The sequence below is a fragment of the uncultured Anaerofustis sp. genome, assembly GCF_938029165.1.
Taxonomy (GTDB): domain Bacteria; phylum Bacillota; class Clostridia; order Eubacteriales; family Anaerofustaceae; genus Anaerofustis.
On the sequence record NZ_CALHFB010000021.1, the window covers coordinates 1 to 18283 of the forward strand.

General features: G+C 36.1%; 15 protein-coding genes. 8 read left to right on the forward strand and 7 right to left on the reverse strand.

The genetic code is table 11. The annotated features are described in order from the left end of the window. Nucleotides 1–179 precede the first annotated feature (179 nt). A complete protein-coding gene (locus Q0516_RS02255; RefSeq protein WP_257480659.1) occupies nucleotides 180–632 on the forward strand; it encodes a hypothetical protein in 453 nt (150 codons plus the stop codon). Between the two features lie 29 nt (nucleotides 633–661). Here the strand turns inward: Q0516_RS02255 and Q0516_RS02260 are convergent, their stop codons facing one another. Continuing rightward, entirely contained in the window at nucleotides 662–6283 is a 5622-nt protein-coding gene (locus Q0516_RS02260; protein WP_294468301.1) for a leucine-rich repeat protein, read from the reverse strand. A gap of 735 nt (nucleotides 6284–7018) precedes the next feature. Between Q0516_RS02260 and Q0516_RS02265 the strand changes: the two genes are divergently transcribed. The 4 genes from Q0516_RS02265 to Q0516_RS02280 all read left to right on the forward strand — a co-directional run bounded on the left by Q0516_RS02265 (nucleotide 7019) and on the right by Q0516_RS02280 (nucleotide 9386). Next, entirely contained in the window at nucleotides 7019–7579 is a 561-nt protein-coding gene (locus Q0516_RS02265; protein ID WP_294468303.1) for a YdeI family protein, read from the forward strand. Between the two features lie 741 nt (nucleotides 7580–8320). Next, the gene (locus Q0516_RS02270) at nucleotides 8321–8482 is read left to right on the forward strand and encodes a spore coat associated protein CotJA (protein WP_007049776.1); all 162 of its coding nucleotides are present in this window, start codon (nucleotides 8321–8323) and stop codon (nucleotides 8480–8482) included. Further along, entirely contained in the window at nucleotides 8473–8814 is a 342-nt protein-coding gene (locus tag Q0516_RS02275) for a spore coat protein CotJB (protein ID WP_294468307.1), read from the forward strand. Before Q0516_RS02270 ends, Q0516_RS02275 begins: the two co-directional genes overlap by 10 nt. Beyond that, entirely contained in the window at nucleotides 8814–9386 is a 573-nt protein-coding gene (locus tag Q0516_RS02280) for a manganese catalase family protein (RefSeq protein WP_007049778.1), read from the forward strand. Before Q0516_RS02275 ends, Q0516_RS02280 begins: the two co-directional genes overlap by 1 nt. Nucleotides 9387–9678: 292 nt before the next feature. Here the strand turns inward: Q0516_RS02280 and Q0516_RS02285 are convergent, their stop codons facing one another. Further along, the gene (locus Q0516_RS02285; RefSeq protein WP_294468309.1) at nucleotides 9679–10404 is read right to left on the reverse strand and encodes a hypothetical protein; all 726 of its coding nucleotides are present in this window, start codon (nucleotides 10402–10404) and stop codon (nucleotides 9679–9681) included. 616 nt (nucleotides 10405–11020) lie between these two features. Between Q0516_RS02285 and Q0516_RS02290 the strand changes: the two genes are divergently transcribed. Continuing rightward, nucleotides 11021–11446, forward strand: coding sequence for a DUF1492 domain-containing protein (locus Q0516_RS02290; protein ID WP_257480651.1), 426 nt, complete (start codon nucleotides 11021–11023; stop codon nucleotides 11444–11446). 51 nt (nucleotides 11447–11497) lie between these two features. Here the strand turns inward: Q0516_RS02290 and Q0516_RS02295 are convergent, their stop codons facing one another. Then, a complete protein-coding gene (locus Q0516_RS02295; RefSeq protein WP_365945718.1) occupies nucleotides 11498–12541 on the reverse strand; it encodes an alcohol dehydrogenase catalytic domain-containing protein in 1044 nt (347 codons plus the stop codon). 197 nt (nucleotides 12542–12738) lie between these two features. Between Q0516_RS02295 and mtaB the strand changes: the two genes are divergently transcribed. After that, nucleotides 12739–14022, forward strand: coding sequence for a tRNA (N(6)-L-threonylcarbamoyladenosine(37)-C(2))-methylthiotransferase MtaB (gene mtaB / locus Q0516_RS02300; protein ID WP_294468311.1), 1284 nt, complete (start codon nucleotides 12739–12741; stop codon nucleotides 14020–14022). Beyond that, on the forward strand, nucleotides 14019–14891 hold the full coding sequence (locus Q0516_RS02305) for a PHP domain-containing protein (RefSeq protein ID WP_294468313.1): 873 nt from the start codon (nucleotides 14019–14021) through the stop codon (nucleotides 14889–14891). The genes mtaB and Q0516_RS02305 overlap by 4 nt, the downstream gene beginning before the upstream one ends. A 144-nt stretch (nucleotides 14892–15035) precedes the next feature. On the opposite strand, the gene Q0516_RS02310 is transcribed toward Q0516_RS02305, so the two are convergent. From Q0516_RS02310 to nrdR, 4 genes are all read right to left on the reverse strand, one after another. Beyond that, nucleotides 15036–16214, reverse strand: coding sequence for a D-alanyl-D-alanine carboxypeptidase family protein (locus Q0516_RS02310; protein WP_294468315.1), 1179 nt, complete (start codon nucleotides 16212–16214; stop codon nucleotides 15036–15038). A gap of 52 nt (nucleotides 16215–16266) precedes the next feature. Further along, nucleotides 16267–16899, reverse strand: coding sequence for a stage II sporulation protein M (gene spoIIM, locus Q0516_RS02315; RefSeq protein WP_294468317.1), 633 nt, complete (start codon nucleotides 16897–16899; stop codon nucleotides 16267–16269). Between the two features lie 89 nt (nucleotides 16900–16988). Next, a complete protein-coding gene (locus Q0516_RS02320) occupies nucleotides 16989–17528 on the reverse strand; it encodes an NUDIX hydrolase (RefSeq protein ID WP_294468320.1) in 540 nt (179 codons plus the stop codon). Beyond that, a complete protein-coding gene (gene nrdR, locus Q0516_RS02325; protein ID WP_294468322.1) occupies nucleotides 17528–17992 on the reverse strand; it encodes a transcriptional regulator NrdR in 465 nt (154 codons plus the stop codon). The genes Q0516_RS02320 and nrdR overlap by 1 nt, the downstream gene beginning before the upstream one ends. Nucleotides 17993–18283: the final 291 nt, after the last annotated feature.

An 18283-nucleotide genomic window follows, 5' to 3' on the forward strand; every position in this document is an offset into this window, starting at 1 on the left:
TTTTCCCCATTTTTGTGGCTTCGGACAAAAATGGGTCGCCCTTTAGGGCGAAATCCTTATATGTTCATTTGTAAAATAGAAGTAAAACTTTAGTAAATACTAACCAAAGTATATTGTATAAAAAATGTAAAAAAATATAATGATAGTAAGAAAGGAAGTATAAATAAGGAGATAGAAAAATGAAAAGAAAAAATATTTTGATAGGCGGGATTTGTCTGATGATTGCTGTTTACTTTCTTTTCTCAATGATACCCTCCCTTGCACTTACCGACATTATACATTCCTCACAGATAAACAAAGACAAAACAAATCCTTACGATATATCGTTAACAAATGAAGAATACTCTTCAAATCCGATAACAGCGGGAAATAAAGAAAATAAAACAAAGGATATAGAAAGAAAATTCAAATTATCCGATGTTAAAGTCATCCATAGCTTTATCGGTGCAAATTGCTATTTCGAGAGAGAATTCACAGATTATGTAAGCATCGGAGGAAAGAAATTGGTATACGATACTTTCAAAACAAAGGAAATCGCAAAGATGAAATACAGTTTCAAAGAAGGTAAATGGATGATAACCGACCATAAAGTAACACAGGATAAATCGTATGAAACAGCTGTAAAAATGTAACTAAAAAGGACGCATAAGCGTCCTTTTATTTATTTTACCTTTACATTCTTAATCTTGCTCCACTCTCCGTAATAAACCTTGCTTCCCACATCTATCCTTCCTCTTACTCTTAATGAATAGATCTTATTCTTTTTAAGCTTTTTGATAGTATATTTCAAATTCTTGGTCGTTACATATTTGTAGTATTTATTGCTGTCTTTTATCTTATAAGCCACGTGATACTTCGTAACTCCCGAACTCTTCTGAGATTTTATCGTAAGAGTTATGGATTTTGATTTTGAAGAAGCCTTTGAAATGGCTCCCTTTTTAGGTTTAATTATAAACCCTTTCTTTATGCTTCCCGCGTAAGTGTTTATCCCGCTAATCGTGACATAAGCTTTTCCCGCTTTGATGTTGTTCTGATAACTAAGCTTATAGTCTTTATTCACCTTAAGCGTCTTCTTGCCTATTTTAATTACGGGTTTCTGACCTATCTTCTTGCCGGTATACACTGCTGTCTTTATCCCGCTTATTTTTGCCGACGCAATATTTGGTTTTACACTTATTTTTGCTATTTTACTGTTAATATTTCCCAGGTAATTTTGTACTTTTACAAAGTAATATGTCGTTCCTTCTTTTTTTGCGGAAGGTTTGTAAGAAGCGGTCACGGCTCCTTTTATGGCTTTTGCCCCGCTCACGGAATTCTTGGTATTGCTGTACCATTGATATTTTATATCTCCCCCGCTCGCCTTTACGCTTAAAGCTTTAACAGCCTGATTTTTGTAATAAGTGCTGGATACTACATTGGTCGTGATAACAGGTTTGGTACATTCTATGAATTTGTATCCATTATCCTTTGCATAGCTTTCGGCATAAGACCCTTTGGTGGAATATATGGTAAAGCCGGAAGATTTTGTTCCGAAAACATTTTCCCCTATGACTTTCACGCTTGAAGGGATATATATACCGCTGAGCTTCGTGCAGTCGAAGAATGCATAATCTTCTATTTCTCTGACCGTAGACGGAAGTACAACACCGCTGAGGGTCGGGCATTTATAAAATGCCTCTCTGCCTATCTTCGTTATCTTCTTACTTCCCACGGATTCCACTTTTACGCTCTCAGGCAATTCCACCTTTGAAGTAAAGCTTCCCTTAACTCCTTTTACGGTAACGTCCCCTGTGTATATGTCATACTGATAAGTGACTTTTCCTCCGCTTAGAGAAACTTCTTCGATGTCGGATAAGATATCCACTCTCGAAACCTTGAAAGCCCTCACTCCGTTTTCGTTTATAAGCATATAATAAACGTTATGCTTCCCTACATCTCGAAACTTCATTATATCCAAAGAGTAATCCTTAGGATTTACGCTTGATTTGTTGGAATACTTGACGCTGTAACCCTTCGGAAGTTCGCTTTCATTTAACCCGAACACGCTTCCGTTATAAGTGGCAGTCGAAACGCTCATGTTAGGAAGTGTACCCATATCGTTTAGTTCAAGTCCGTCTTTATTTATTCCCGTTAAATCAGCCTTCTTTATCATGACTATCCCGTCACCTGAAATATCGAATATGGTCTTTAGATTTGCGTCGCTTTCTTCTATGCTTACCACATCTTTTGAAGCTGTCAATATACCGTCAAGGTCTACTTCTTCATCTATATAAACTTTTCCCTTACTGTTTAGACTTACTCCTTCATCTATCTTAAGCCCCGTATATAACTTCCAAACATTTTCCTTATTTATTTCATAAACGGTCTTGTTCTCGCTTGCGTTCAAAGGCATATCTTTTAGAGAAAATACAATCCCCTCAGCATTTATATTTACGTTCTTCGTCCTGTCAATACTAGGTCCGAGGATTGGCTCATAAACATTTGCCCCCGCTTCGATATTTACATTCACGCTGTTCCTTATAACAGCCTCTCCGCTTGGAGAAGGAGCCGGACCTACGTATAATGTTTTCACGTTACAAGTCCTTGACATATCGAAATCTATATCGTCGTAAAAACCTCTCCAAAGGAAAGCTATATCTTCACTACAGTAAACATTATCCGTAAAGTCCACGTCCACTTTCTTCGTATATCCGTTTTGAGAGCCTATGTTCACTCCCATATCGAAGTTTGCATTCCTTACCGTACCCTTGATATTTCCCACACTAGTGTATCCACCGCTTCCGAATAGCACCAGGTTTTTAAAGGTAGGTCCGTCTATATCTATATTAATGTTATCGAAATTACCTATCTTGGATATTTCGTCCTTACTCCCCGAAGATGTAACGAAGTATACTTTTCCGCCTTCTTCTTTCATTTCGTTATAATAGTCTAAGCTTCCGCCTTGTCCTCCGCCGTAGACATATCCTCCGAAGGTTATATTCCCCTTTAAGTTAAGGCTTCCGCTTTTAAAGAAGTTGTACTCTCCGTTTGCCAGGATACATTCTCCCTTTACGTTCATCATAGAAGACTTCGTATTTACGACATTTATCACCGAGTTGTTTTTTACGTTTACGTATCTGACCCCTCCGTATATCTTATTTACATCGGTATTTGTGACATTCACTGTCATATCGTTTATATCCGCATAATCACTTGCGCCGTAAATCTCTGCGTTTTCCATCCCGGTGCAATTATTTATGTTTACCGATAAATTACCTCCCACCGATTGAGAAGCATTGTTGTGATTAGTGATATTGTAAATCCCGTAAATTTTTGTCGTATTTGTCGGCTTCATCGCACAGTTGAAGTAATTCATAACGAGATTTCCTTTGACGATACCGCCGTTATATATACCGTACTGTCCGTTGGTAAGCACCTCTGCATACCTGACATCCACATTCACGCTCTTGGCTGTTATCTCTTTGTTTTCTCCCTGTCCCTGGATACCGTATACGGAGCCTATCTGACCTCCGCTTACCTTTATATTTATATTCCCTACGCTTAAAGGTCCTCTGTCTTTATCCCCGTACTGAAGCCATGCTCCTCTAAGCTCGGAAGATACTTTACCTCCCAAGATATTTATATTCACATCTGCATTGTTTCCCGTAGCGTTAAGCCCCACAATCTTGCTTACCGTACCGCTGTACATGGTTACGGACGCTTTCTTCACGCTGTGATTTTTATCGTCTCCGTAAACGGTAAGGTTGTCCCTGTCGTATGTAATGCTCTCGCTTCCGTTACTGTAATATACGCTTACCCCGCTGTCGCTTCCGGCTTTTTTTCTTATTTCTATATCGCTGCCGTTGGCGTATAGGACGCTTCCGGATATTTGGGGAACGAGCTTCCCGTCGTCTTTTATTACGTTTACTTCGCATGAAGCGTATTTGTTATTTGTACTGTCAAGATTATTTACCGCACATGCGGTTATCTTTGCACTGCCCTCTTTAACGGCGGTTACATTTCCCGTACCGTCCACCGCAGCTACGCTTTCGTCGGAGCTTTCAAAGGTGACCTGATAATCCGCATCCTGATTTGCGTCCACTGTGTATTCAAGCTTTTCGCTTTTTCCTTCTTTTAGGTTAAGTTTATTCTTATTTAGTTTTATAGAATTTATATCCGCTGAGCTTATCTTCAGATTTTCATCTGTGTAATATCCGCCCACATCTATATTTCCTGCATTCGCTATTTCTATCTTACCCGCAAAGTCGGGGCTTTCGCTTCCCCAGTAATTACCGCTTAACTTAAGAGAGTTCATATCTCTTATGCTGCCGCTTACGATAATATATTTTCCCTCGCCCGCAAGCATTGAAGAATTTGAAATATATACTTCGTTATTCTTCCCTTTAAGCATTATAAGGTGTTCTTTTCCCTCGTCCTGAGTATCCGAATCCACGGCTTTTACCGTGCTGTCGCTTATTGTTAATTTAACGTTGTCGGCAGCTTCGCTGTCTCCCTCTTCTGAATTGAACTCCGAGCATATGACAGCAAAATCATACTCGTCGGGATTTTCTATACCCGTTAGGACGCTGCCGTTCTTTATAGTTATCACCGCGTTCTTTGCCGCTAACTTACCCGAGCCGTTCCCTGCCGATAGTGATACCGCCCCGTAGCCTTTGATATTTGAATTATCTACAGTAAGTGTATTGTTCGTATCGGAAAGCCTTACGGCGTGGTATTTTTCCGAAGATATATCGGAATTCTTTATATTTATAGTATTATATCCCTTTGCCACCGCTATCCCGTAGGAAGAAGTATCATCGGCAGTCACACTGCACTTATTTAAATTTAAAGCGGAATGATCGGCTTTAAAAGTGATTGCCTGAGAACCGTTACCGATACCCTTTATTTTGCAGTTATCAATATTTAAAGTGATACCTTTTGCTTCATCGACAAGGATAGTATCTAGCCCTTTATTTCCCGCATTTTGTGTAAGACCGCAGTTTTTTATGATCACCGTAAGGTCGTCATTGCCTGAAATGACGATAACACCTCTGTCCGTCCTATCCGTACTGGTATATTCAAAGTCAACATTATCTAATGTGACACTTTCGCTTATAAGTGCTCTTCCCATTACTTTGGAAGGTCCTTCTCCCATTCCCTTCAATGTGATGTTTTTATCTATCGCTATAGTTTCGCTGTAAGTTTCATCGGGTATGAGTACAGTATCTCCGCTGTTCGCCGCACTTACCGCTTCGGATATGGTATAAAAATCCCTGTTTAAGGAAGATACCTCTATACTTCGTGCTTTCCTTAGCGGAGTGTTTTGACTGTCATAAACGAACTGAGGAACGTATTTCCCAACGCCTCCGTTACTGGTTATTTTGACATAGCTAAGGGTATTATTAATATCATCGAAATCAAACAATATATTATCCGTGTACGTATATATCTTTAAACCGGTGAGACTAAGCTCGTTGTCTTTTATCAAAAATTCAAGGTCTATATGATTATTATCCGCCTGAGTACCGTCAATGACTGCTCTTCCGTCATTATTTATCACTATTTTATTGCCTTTGCCATCTTTATATGTACCCGCATATTTTGTATAATCAACGCTCTTTGAACTTTCTTCTCCCACGTCAATGGCAGCAGACATAGTAAAGCCCGAAAAGCTCTTTGTATCCACAAGCCTTAGATTATCGTAAGAGTCTCTGTTTTGATTAAGATAATCTACAGGTATGGAAAATATATTCCCACTATGTTCAACAACGAATACTCCCATGGCATTCTGAAAGCTTATTTCAACATTAGAGAAATCACTTACTTCACACATCTCATTGCTGTAATTAAGCCCCGCAAACTTTTCTATTTCAAATTTTATTATTTTTTTTGAAGTATCGAGGTTTAAATGTCCCTTGTCGAAATAGCCCTGTTCCCCCGGCATATTTATGGAAGAAGCACCGGCTTTATCATCGTCATACCAGTATTTTATTATGACTTCCGCACTCTGTGATACATCCGCCGTACTCTTTACGCTCTTCTCTTTTGTAACGTTTTTTTCTTCTTCACCGCTCTTTTCCTTTGTGACCTCTTTGTTTTCTTTTTCGCCCTTGATATCGGCGTTGTTTTCTTCTTTCTGCTCCTCATTCTTCAAAGTCACATCTTCTTGTTGTACCGCCTCGGTATCATTTTTAAAATCGCTTATATCCTCACCTCTGTTTTCCCCCGCAAAAATAGGCGTCGTATATCCTATCATCAGAAAAAAACACAAAAATAACGATATTGATTTCTTCATACCTTTCATAGATTAGCCCCCCTTAACAATAAAGTTACATTTTCTTTTTAAAACGCTGTTATATACATAATTATATAACCATTATACATTTTTTGCAAATATTATATGTCCCCATATATTACCTTTTATGACTTTATCTTCCTTTTTTATGTATTCTTTGTCCTTCCCTTTCTTTTTACATATGTTTACTTTTTATAAACAAATAATCAAAATACAAACAGACAACATTTAATTTATCATATATCCTTTTTTATCCCTTTGAGCGGTAATTAAATCGAATAAATATACTTAAATCACATTAAAAGAACATGATAAAAATAAGACGATAAATCAAATAAAATTATCTTTTATACCCAAGTATACAAAACCCCGAACAGAAATCAGAGAAACAGGGTTTATTTTTCTTCTTATTCAAATCATATCCTTTATCTGAATTCAGCCCAAACGAAATCACCAAGCAAACTGAAACCTCCAAGCAATAAGAAGTTTATTCCAATTTTTCTTCTGTGATTTAAATTTCATTATAAATACAAAATCAAATATATCAGTGTATATAACAAAACGGATATCTGCTTTAGGATATACTAAAAAATAAAGGAATATATCCCTTTATTCAGCACTATGTTATCTAAAAAAGCCCCTAAAAATCCCTATCTATTTGACATTTTATCTCCCGCCCATTAAGATAAAAGAAAACACATATCCCCTATTTATTTTAATAACATCAAAGAAAGGAAAACTTCAATGAGCGAAATACTTACATTTGCAAACAGAGAGGAATTTAGAAAATGGCTGAGTGAAAACCATATGTCGGATATGGGAGTTTGGCTGTTATTTGGTAAATCAGGCGGTCCCCAGACCATAAAAGCCTCTGAGGCACTGGAAGAAGCTCTTTGCTTCGGGTGGATAGACGGACAAATGAAAAGCATTGACGATAAAACTTATAAAAAATATTTTTCTTTAAGAAGAAATAAAAGCAAGTGGTCCGAAAAGAACAAAAAACTTACCGCAAAGCTTGAACAAAAGGGGCTTATGACCGACTACGGAAGAAAGAAAATAGAAGAAGCAAAGCAAAACGGACAGTGGGACGCGCCAAAAGCACCCCCAATTACAAAGGAGCAGGTAGACTTCCTTTCTTATCTCTTGAAAGACCACGAAACCGCTTATTCAAATTTTATGAACATGTCCGAATCGGTAAAGAAAACTTACACCCGTGCATATCTCGATGCAAAAACAGCTAAAGGAAAAGAGAAGAGATTATCATGGATGATAGAAAGACTTGATAAAAATTTAAAACCCATGTGATTTTCTTTTTTCTACGCCCCGACCAATGCTGTATATTACGAAGTATATATCTATACAAAGGGATTTATAAGTACATATGTCCCCTTTACTTATCTAAGTAAACAATATGTATCGGATATATTTATTTTAAATCATTATTATTTATGATGATTTCATAAGTATATGATTACCGCAAAGCTTATTTTATTTTTCATTTATTATAATAAACGAAACGCCGAGGATAAAGAGAGACTTAAAATTATAATTACCGATACCCTCCATGGCAAAAATCCTTTCGTATGTTAGCCTCTGGCTTGATATAAGATATCTATAAAACCGCTAACCTTGTCTTGGTATATTACCGAAGCCTTCTTCTCCCGACCTAAATAACAAGAAGAAAATACCCTTTTTAAACAAGATTTCCACAAGAAAAAGTTTGTTATCTTTTCTTTTACCGAAACCTTTTTTTTACCAACGCCTCTTAAAAGACCTAACAAACAAAACATTTATTATATAATCAATAAAATTTACCTTTGATATAAACACTTTAATAACACTATAAATAACTATATTTTATTCTTTTACTTACATCAAAAATCATTATTCTGCTTTATCCTGCCTTTAATTTTAATTTTTACCTTTTTAATACTTTTTCACCTATTTGTAACCCTTTTTAGATTTTGGAATATATTAATAGTGAAAAGAATCTAACAAGGGAGGCTTATTTAATTGGCAAATAATTATAAACCATTAGTTCCATACATGCCTTTAGTTCCAAAGGTAGCGAATGCATACGTACCGTTTCAAATGAATACGGATATGTACTCTGCACATGAAGGACTAATGAGACACGGAACAATGTTTGAAGCTTTATATTCACCATTTGAAGGAAATGTAAAAGGGAGTGACGTAATATGCAAATAGATTTAGGATGCGGTTGTTCAGGTCCAACTGACAACGACATTATTGAAGACAACAACAACTCTGTAAACAATAAAACAATGCAGGAAATTTATCACGATATAAAAATGTACACTTTCGCAACACAGGATACCGCATTATACTTGGACACTCATCCAAACGATACTGTGGTTTTAGACAGACACAACGAATATTCAAAGAAACTAAAAGAAGCTAACGAAGCTTATGAAAAATTCAACAATCCTATCGATAACACAGGTATATCAACAGGATTTTGGCACTATATAGAAGGTCCTTGGGCCGCTCAAAATATGGATTGGGAGGAAGATAAATAATGTGGGTTTATAAAAAAATGTTACAGCATCCCGTTGAAGTATCGGGAAAAGACTTAAAAATGGCTAAAAATGTCCTAACTCAATACGGCGGACCGGACGGAGAACTCGGTGCATCTCTGAGATATCTTACTCAAAGATTTAACATGCCTTTAAAAGAAGGTACTGCTATCTTAACGGATATCGGAAGCGAAGAACTGGGACATCTTGAAATGATAGGTACCATATTCTCTAAGCTTGTAGAAGGTGCAACAAAAGACGAACTTATCGAAAGCGGTCTTGCAGGTTACAATATAGAACACGGCTGCAACCCATTCTATTTAAATGTGGACGGTGTTCCTTGGACGGCTGCATATATCGGCTCAAAGGGAGACGCAGAAGTCGATATGTACGAAGATATGGACGCGGAACAAAAAGCAAGGATAACTTACGAAAACCTAATCAAAATGACAGACGATCCTCTCCTTAAAAATACTCTAAGATTTTTAAGAGAAAGAGAAGTAGTTCATTTTCAGCGTTTCGGCGAAGTCCTAAGACTCGTTCAGGAAGACAAAGCAAGAAAGAAAGTATTTTAGTTAATAGTAAACTAAATAAAAAGGCTCGCCTTTAGGCGGGTCTTTTTTATTGAAAATCATTTAACATTTTATATTTTTCATTTTAACAAAATGAATAACTTTAGAAACTTTTCTTTTTTTACCCAATATACTGATAATATTAACACTACCATAAAAAACTCATATCTTATACAAAAACTGTTAAGTAACAAAAAACATTCTTTAAAATTTTTACATAAAGAAGGAGACAAAAAACATCTCCTTTGAATTTAAATCATAATAATATTATTTATAAAACTTAATCATATATATCTTACTTCTCAATATCCATCCCCTTATGTGGATAAGAAAGATAATCTATAGCCCAGTATATCCAGTCTTCTTTTTTTATACTCTTTATTATAGGCTTTATATCATTTTGATAATATTCTTCTATATCCTCGGCATATGACATTATTACATTATACCCAAACTTTCCCTTATCTTCACATCCTTCATATGCTTTTTTAAAATCGCTGTAGACTGCAGGGTCTGCCGAACAGTTATCCAAAAACAAATAAGGATTACATTCTCCCAAATAGTCGAGAATGATATCGTCATATCTTCCCATAGTCATATAATCTACAAAATAATACATCAAAACAAACATTTCAAAACTGTTCATCTCACTTTCTTTTTTTAGCATATTGTTTATGCTATGCTCGGGGATATCACTGCCTTTATGTTCTTCATTCAAATAATCTTCGAAAAACCCTATCCAATCTTCCTTTTCCATATTATTAAACGCATTTATTAAAAATGATTTTCCTAATCTCTTTAAAAATTCCTTAACAAAATAATATCCGTAATCCTTATCGCTTCCGTAATCCCTATATGCCATTTTAAATGTAAAATATAGTGACGGATCGGAAGAGTCATTTCCATCTCTTGTAAATGGATTTAATAAACCCAAATAATTTTCCAACGCTTCATTATGGTTATGATGCCATTCATCATTTAGTGCATAAAACATCTGAGTATATATTTCAAAAGTATTCATTATTACTTACCTCTTTTTCTATTTTTTCTTAATGGTAAATTTTTCTTATAACCTGTTTCAGGATCCCAATTTCGAGGAGATTTATTAATCCCACCATCATTTAATTTTCCGCTTCTACTTTCTGTTCACATCTGCCTTCCGTCTTTTAATTTTTTTTAAGTGCCAAGTATTCCCATATCTGCTGTCTACTCCTCTATAGTACTTATCATCATTTGCTAAGTAAGTCAAATATCGGACACTGCCCTATAATACTCTCAAGATTAACTCGTTCAAATATTCAAATAAAAATCCTTTTCTCCGTTACAGTATAGATTAAAACCTTTTAACTTTTCAATTCAAAACTCACACAAACATAATAAAAACTTAAAATGAATAATTTATTTAAAAATAATTTCACAATAACAAATTTTTATTTAATAAAATTTTAAACAAAAATTGACAAAATTCATTTTTTTTCTAAACTTTATATATTTTTAGGTTACAAATATGCTACCATAATCTAGAAAATTTTACATAAATTTTCCGGGACTTACTTAAGTTTAAATAGGATTTAATCTAAGTTCCTTTTATTTGATTTGTAGTTATACATACCCATACCAAATTAAGGAGGAAAACCATGAATATAAAGAAAGAACTATCAAAACCTTATCTAATGAATGAAAAAATCAGTTTTACCAGAAATCAACTAGAAGAATGCGAGATGTATATTGATAGGCTTTCCCCACTTTTATTTAGCGAAAATACAAATAAAAACCTAAGAGGATTTACACAAAAGGACCAGCTTATAAATCTATTTATATATCGTGACAGACTTATAAACGAAGTAAACACATTGTATAAACATAAACTGGACGTCTGCGATTTGATAGACAGCCTCGAAAACGAACTCGATAAGCTGATAATGAAGAAACATTATCTGAGCTACGAGTCATGGACAAAAATTTCAGAGGATTTATCCATGACTTACCAAACAGTTTATACTCATCATAAAAAATCACTCAAGGAACTGGAGAAGATGTTCTCATATAAAAAACAAATATAATAAAAAAGACCTCGGTTATTTCCGAGGTCTTTTAAAAGAAACAAATAGGCTTTAATTATATGTAATGAAGTTTTTGATAACTCCGCCTTTTGAATGCTCTATAAGAGCCTTTTCAACATCATCAAGTTTATATTCGTTTTGAATAAAATCTTTTTCATCTATAGCATGCATTTTTAATAGTTCAAATGCTTGGTTTACGTATAGAGGTGTAGTATGGAAAACACCTTTTATCGTGATTTGACTGTAGTGAAGTAATTTTGTATCTATAGTAACGGTATCTCCTGCTTTTGTTCCGCCGAAGCAAAGAACAAATCCGCCCGGTCTTGCCATTTGTGTAGTAAGTTCCCAAACTTTTGCAAGCCCCGTAGCTTCCACAGCAACGTCAACGCCTCTTCCTTCGGGAGTAAGAGCCTTTACCGCTTCTATTTGGTCATCTACTTTGCTTATATCTACCAAATCATACGCACCGAGCTTCTTAGCTGTCTCAAGTCTCTTTTCGCTCATATCACATGCGATTACTCTGGCTCCCTTTAAATAAAGAAGTCTTATGAACATAAGTCCGATAGGACCGCAGCCGTTTACTACTACATAATCCCCTTGTTCCACGGGAACATTTGCAGTACCGTAAACCGCACATGAGAATGGTTCTAAGAGTGCCGCTTGTTTATAACTCATATCTTCGGGGATATGGAACATGTTTTGTTTTACTATCCTTGATGGAATAAGCTGATACTGTGCATATGCACCGTTTTTACTGTTGTTGATTATGAGATCTTCACACATTGAATGAAGTCCTTTTTTACAGTAATAACATTCATGACAAGGTGCAGAGTTGTGAGATACTACTCTGTCTCCCACTTTAAATTTGGTCACACCTTCGCCTACCGCATAAACGGTACCGCTGGCTTCGTGACCTAGAGGGAACGGAGGCGTCATTAGAGGATAACCCCTCTTATAACTCTTAACGTCAGTTCCGCATGTAAGTGATACTTCGTTCTTGATAACTACATCTCCCGGTCCCGGTACGGGGATTTCGGCTTCTTCGATTCTTAAGTCTTCAGGGTCATATAAAACCGCTCTTTTCATTTTGCTCATCATTTTTCTCCTTCATATACGTTTATTGATTAATTTCATTATATCACTAATATCAAAATAATCAACAAATTTCTACTCTTTTGTAATAATATTTTACTTAAAAATATTACAAATGTCACATATGGACAATTAATATATATTACAATCAAAGCCATTTTATGATATAATAAATAAAATCACTTTAAAGGAGAAAATAATTGAAAGCAGCGTTTTATACACTTGGGTGCAGAGTAAACAGCTATGACACCCAAGCGATGATCGAATTATTTAAGACAAACGGATACGAAATAGTTGATTCCCATGAAAAGGCTGATGTTTATGTTATAAATACTTGTGCGGTAACTAACGAAAGCGAAAGAAAAAGCAAGCAGATAGTAAGAAGACTTAAAAAGCAGAACGAAAATGCCATAACGGTACTGACAGGCTGTTTTGCGGAGAGCAATTTCGAAGAAGCAAAGAAAGTAGACAGTGCGGATATAGTCTGCGGTACACATAAAAGAGAAAAAATTATAGAATACATAAACGAGTTCAAATCAAAACAAAATAAGGTATATAATCTGGAAGAAGACAGCAGAGAATTCGATAAAGTGGGTATCACCACATACGACGGTAAAAGCAGAGCATTCATAAAGGTACAGGACGGCTGCAACATGTTTTGTACTTACTGTATCATACCCTACGCCAGAGGTGTACTTAAAAATGCAAGCGTTGAAAAAGTACTGTCGCAGATCAACGCTTTAAGCAAAAAGGGATACAGGGAAGTCGTAATAACGGGTATACACGTGGCTTCGTATAAAGCGGATACGGGAGAGAACCTGATAGACCTGTTGGAACTTATAGATAAAGAAAATAAAGTAGATAGGATAAGACTGGGGTCCTTGGAGCCTAAACTGCTAACGGATACATTCCTAAATAGACTAAGCAAACTTAAATCATTTTGTCCTCATTTTCATATATCTCTCCAAAGCGGATGTGATAAGACTTTAAAGGAAATGAACAGAAAATATACGACCGAAGAGTATATGGAAATAGTACAGAGAGTAAGAAAATACTTCGATGATCCGGGGATAACCACAGATATAATAGTGGGCTTCCCGAACGAAACAGACGAAGATTTTGAAATAACAAAAGAGTTTACGGATAAAGTCGGCTTTTCATATGTTCATATTTTCCCTTATTCTCCAAAGCACGGTACACCCGCAAGCGAAATGAACAATCAAATCACAAAAGAAGTCAAGTCCAAAAGGGCAAAAGAACTTAAAGAAGTAATGGAAAACAAAAGAGAAGACTTCCTAAATGATATGATAGGCAAAAGAGAAAAAGTACTTATAGAAAAGAAGCTCAATGATGATATGTACGAAGGTTACAGCGAAAACTACATATATGTGGAAGTAAGAAGCGATAAAGATATATTCAATAAAATAGTCGATGTCAGAATAACAGGAAAAACACCGACACATTTAAGGGGTGAAATAATATGAAAGTAGATCTGCACATTCATTCAAATGCCAGCTCGGACGGAGAAGTAAGTGTAAGTGACATAATAGATATGTCCATAAAAGAAAATCTCAAATACATAGCCATTGCGGACCACGAAAGCATCGATAACGTACAAAATGCTCTCGACTACGCAAAAGACAAGGATATCACGGTCATACCCGCAGCGGAAATATTCGTTTCCCATAAGGGAAAACTCCTTCATATGCTGGGGTATGGTATAGATATAAAAGACGAAGCACTGAATGAAGAAATAGCAAAGATTTGGAAAGGCAGAAAAGAAGGCGTAAAAAAACAAATAGACCTAATAAGAAGCAAAGGACTTAAAATAGAAGAAAAAGAAGTATTCGACTACGCTACGGGAGATATACCTCTGCTTTCGGCTTATATACATGCAATACTCATTGAAGAAGAAAACAGAAATCATAGACTGGTACACGGTCTTACAGACGATATCGACAGTATCATCACCCTTTCGAGAGAAGCCTTCGGAGTGGGAAAAGAATTATACGCACCAACATATATGCCCTCAAGCGAACACCTTATAAAAGTGATAATAAATGCGGGAGGAGTTCCGGTCATAGCCCACCCCGGAGTGGATATAAAAGACGAAATACATATCCTCGATGAACTCAAAGAGTATGGCATAAAGGGCGTGGAAGCCTACTATACTTCCCACACTGAAGAACAAAGCGAAATGTACAGGAAATACGCCATTGATAACGGACTTTTTTATACCTGCGGAAGCGACTTCCACGGAAGTTTCAAGCCTAAAAACAAGCTGGGCTGTGTCCAAACGGATAATAACGAACAGGCAATAGAAGGGATATATAAATATTCAAGGAATTTGTAATTTGATACTCCCCGCCTCGGGGCACTACGCCTCGCTTCGCGAGATTCCGCGCCCCGAAACCACTTTAAAAACAACGACCGCAATCGAAATTTCAGACAGCATACAAACGCATACAAACAAAAAAACACCCCAAAGGGTGTTTTTTTATCTCATCATAACAAACTGCTTAAAAGTATTTCCTATAAAGTCAAATGCCCCGACTCTTTGGATATCTTCGCTCGCAATCAAATCCGAAGTGCCTATGACCTTATCCCCGTCGCTCACGGTTACCGTCCCGAGCTTATCTCCCTTTTTAACGGGAGCGTTTATTTTCTTGTTATCAAGCTTTACATCGGATTTATATTCCTTATTTTCGTTCTTATTCATCAGGGTAGATATGCTGTCTTTTGCTACAACGCTTACCTTGTCTTTATTTCCCTTATTCACCTCTACATCTGCGATAACTTTATCCTTTTCAACTACATTTTCAGCCTTATATGTGCTAAAACCGTAATTTAAAAGCTTGTTTGCTTCGGCAAATCTGGTCTTTGAATCCGGTGCATGAAGTATAACTGCAATAAGCCTCAAGTCCCCTTCTTTTCCCGTTGCGGATACGCAGTGCCCCGCGTCTGCGGTATACCCCGTCTTTAGTCCGTCCACCTTGTCGTTCATCCTAAGGAGCTTATTTGTATTGCTAAGTGTCCTTTCCTTGTCGTTCTTCTTGCCTATCTTTATCGTCTTCTGCCAAGTGGAGCTTATCTTGAATATATCAGGATACTTGCATACTTCCTTGGTCATAAGAGCGATGTCGTAAGCGGAAGAATAATGGTCGTCTGCAGGAAGTCCGTTGGAATTCACAAAGTGAGAATTCTTCATCCCAAGTTCCTTTGCTCTGTCGTTCATCATAAGCACGAATTTTTCTATACTTCCACCTACGAATTCACCCATAGCCGCACAGGCGTCGTTTGCGCTCTCTATGATTATCGCATTCAAAAGCTCATCCACACTCCTCATCTCTCCCTCTTCCATAAACAGCTGACTTCCCCCCATTTTGCTCGCATAGTCGGAAATCGTCACCATATCGCTCATGTTTATGGTCTTGTTATTTATGGCTTCCAAAATGAGAAGTATGGTCATTACTTTGGTCACGCTGGCAAGAGGAAGTTTTTCGTCCTTGTTCTTTTCATATAAAACTTTCCCCGTTCCCGCATCCATCAGTACGACCGATTTACTCTGAATATCCATATCCACTTCATTCTTACCTTCCTCCTTTGCAAATACAAAAGACGAAGACGTAAAAATCAGAGAAAATGAAAGAATCAAACTAACTATTTTTTTCAACATATCTATCCTCCTAATAAATAATTATTATGTAAATCAAAAAATATTATTTCTTTTATAAAAATGTGGACGAAAATATCACAATAAACATCGGCACAACATAGCTCTCTATATATATACCAAGCACATTGAGTAAAAATGCCAAAACGATATAAATCGTATACCTTATATAAAAAGCAGAATTGTTCACTTGCTTGTAACGGCTTTTATTGTTCTTTTGGATTATATACTTAAAGGAAGAAGCCGTGACCGAAGCAAATAATAAAGCGGCGGTCTTTATAAGGTTTTGTACTATAAGCACAGCCAAAGCAAAGAGTATACCCTTGAGCCCGAACTTATATATAAAAAACGTATTCGTAAATCCAAGCAAAAATCCGTTATAAAATACTATGCTTATGGAATAAATAAGACTAAGTACGCTAAGCCCCAGTATCCATAAAAACACGTATATCTTCGCATCTCTTAAAAGCGTCGATGTAAATATTTCCTTGCTGTTTATAGTGGAAGTATCTTTGGTAAGGAGAGAAAAGAAAGAATTGATATAATTTACCAGCTCTTCAATCTGCTCAGCACTTAAAAAATATATCGTGACTCCCCCTATCGCAACACCGAGTATGAATACGAACAGGAAGAATAAATATTTATTTTTGTTTTCTTTAAAGTGATAATTAATAAATTCTCTAATCATAAACTCAACCTTTTGATTTAATAAGAACAATAAAAAAGACATGCCCTGATACTAAAGGGTATGTCCCATTCTCCGATTTATGATTAATTTTATATATTATTTTCCAGACAGTACCTCATAATCGAAGCAACCGTCTTTGCATCTCGTATCTCTCCTTTTAATACACTGTCTTTACATTCTTTTATATCGATTTCCACTACGTTTAAGAACTCATCGTCATCCAAATTCTGCTTTGTCCTTTTAAGGTCGGTAGCGAGATAAACAGAGATAACTTCATCACAGTACCCTACCGCTGAAAGCATATCGAAGTAATGTACTATTTTGCCTGCTTTATACCCTGTCTCTTCTTCGAGCTCCCTCATTGCAGCTTCCGTACGGTCTTCATTTCCTTTGTCCAGCTTACCGGCGGGAAGTTCCGTAGTAACATCAAAGATAGCACTTCTATACTGCTTTACGAGCACGAGCTTATTATCATTCGTTACTGCAAAAACAGCGCATGCACCGCAGTGTTCAAGGTTGTCTCTGGTTGCCTCTTTGCCGTTCGGAAGTATTACGGTATCACGCCTCACATCAAAAATATTACCTTCAAAAAGCTTTTCCGTCTTTATTACTTTCTCTTCTATCTCCATTATTTATTCCCTCTGTCACTAAGCATAGTCTTAAGTTCGTCCATAAAACTGTTCACGTCTTTGAACTGTCTGTAAACCGAAGCAAACCTTACATATGCTACTTCATCCACATCTTTCAGTCTCTTCATTATCTCTTCCCCTATTATGGTGGAAGATACTTCCTTTTTTGCTATTTTTTGAATTTCGCTTTCTATATCGTTTACCATATGCTCTATCTGCTCAATGGAAACAGGTCTCTTTTCGCATGATTTTATGATGCCGTTCATTAGCTTGTTTCGGTCGAAAGACTCTCTGGTACCGTTCTTCTTTACCACTATCAAAGGTATCGTCTCTACTTTTTCATACGTTGTAAATCTCTGAGCACAAGATAAACACTCTCTTCGTCTTCTTATCGCAGTATTATCATCGGTAGGTCTGGAATCTATTACTTTACTTTCTATATAACCGCAGTGTGGACATTTCATTTTTATTTCCCCTTTCGCAGCGAGTAAATATGTATACCCTATTTATAGTAAAATTATATACCAAAAAAACGAGTTTTTCAATATTTAATATGAATACATTACCTTTATTATTATGTTATAACACATTAAAAGTGAGTATTATGTATTATATTTATCTATATGATATAAAATAATGAATACCTATGACTACAAATCAAATATAAAATCCAAACAAAGGTAAAACGGACAATAATCAAAATAAAAATTCCATTAATGATAATTTGTTTCACGAATGAGATACATAAATATATG

Bases quoted from the DNA above. Each gene is read 5' to 3' on its own strand.
- Q0516_RS02255 (WP_257480659.1), top strand. From the start codon at position 180: ATGAAAAGAAAAAATATTTTGATAGGCGGGATTTGTCTGATGATTGCT.
- Q0516_RS02260 (WP_294468301.1), bottom strand. From the start codon at position 6,283: ATGAAAGGTATGAAGAAATCAATATCGTTATTTTTGTGTTTTTTTCTG.
- Q0516_RS02265 (WP_294468303.1), top strand. From the start codon at position 7,019: ATGAGCGAAATACTTACATTTGCAAACAGAGAGGAATTTAGAAAATGG.
- Q0516_RS02270 (WP_007049776.1), top strand. From the start codon at position 8,321: ATGCCTTTAGTTCCAAAGGTAGCGAATGCATACGTACCGTTTCAAATG.
- Q0516_RS02275 (WP_294468307.1), top strand. From the start codon at position 8,473: ATGCAAATAGATTTAGGATGCGGTTGTTCAGGTCCAACTGACAACGAC.
- Q0516_RS02280 (WP_007049778.1), top strand. From the start codon at position 8,814: ATGTGGGTTTATAAAAAAATGTTACAGCATCCCGTTGAAGTATCGGGA.
- Q0516_RS02285 (WP_294468309.1), bottom strand. From the start codon at position 10,404: ATGAATACTTTTGAAATATATACTCAGATGTTTTATGCACTAAATGAT.
- Q0516_RS02290 (WP_257480651.1), top strand. From the start codon at position 11,021: ATGAATATAAAGAAAGAACTATCAAAACCTTATCTAATGAATGAAAAA.
- Q0516_RS02295 (WP_365945718.1), bottom strand. From the start codon at position 12,541: ATGAGCAAAATGAAAAGAGCGGTTTTATATGACCCTGAAGACTTAAGA.
- Q0516_RS02305 (WP_294468313.1), top strand. From the start codon at position 14,019: ATGAAAGTAGATCTGCACATTCATTCAAATGCCAGCTCGGACGGAGAA.
- Q0516_RS02310 (WP_294468315.1), bottom strand. From the start codon at position 16,214: ATGTTGAAAAAAATAGTTAGTTTGATTCTTTCATTTTCTCTGATTTTT.
- spoIIM (WP_294468317.1), bottom strand. From the start codon at position 16,899: ATGATTAGAGAATTTATTAATTATCACTTTAAAGAAAACAAAAATAAA.
- Q0516_RS02320 (WP_294468320.1), bottom strand. From the start codon at position 17,528: ATGGAGATAGAAGAGAAAGTAATAAAGACGGAAAAGCTTTTTGAAGGT.
- nrdR (WP_294468322.1), bottom strand. From the start codon at position 17,992: ATGAAATGTCCACACTGCGGTTATATAGAAAGTAAAGTAATAGATTCC.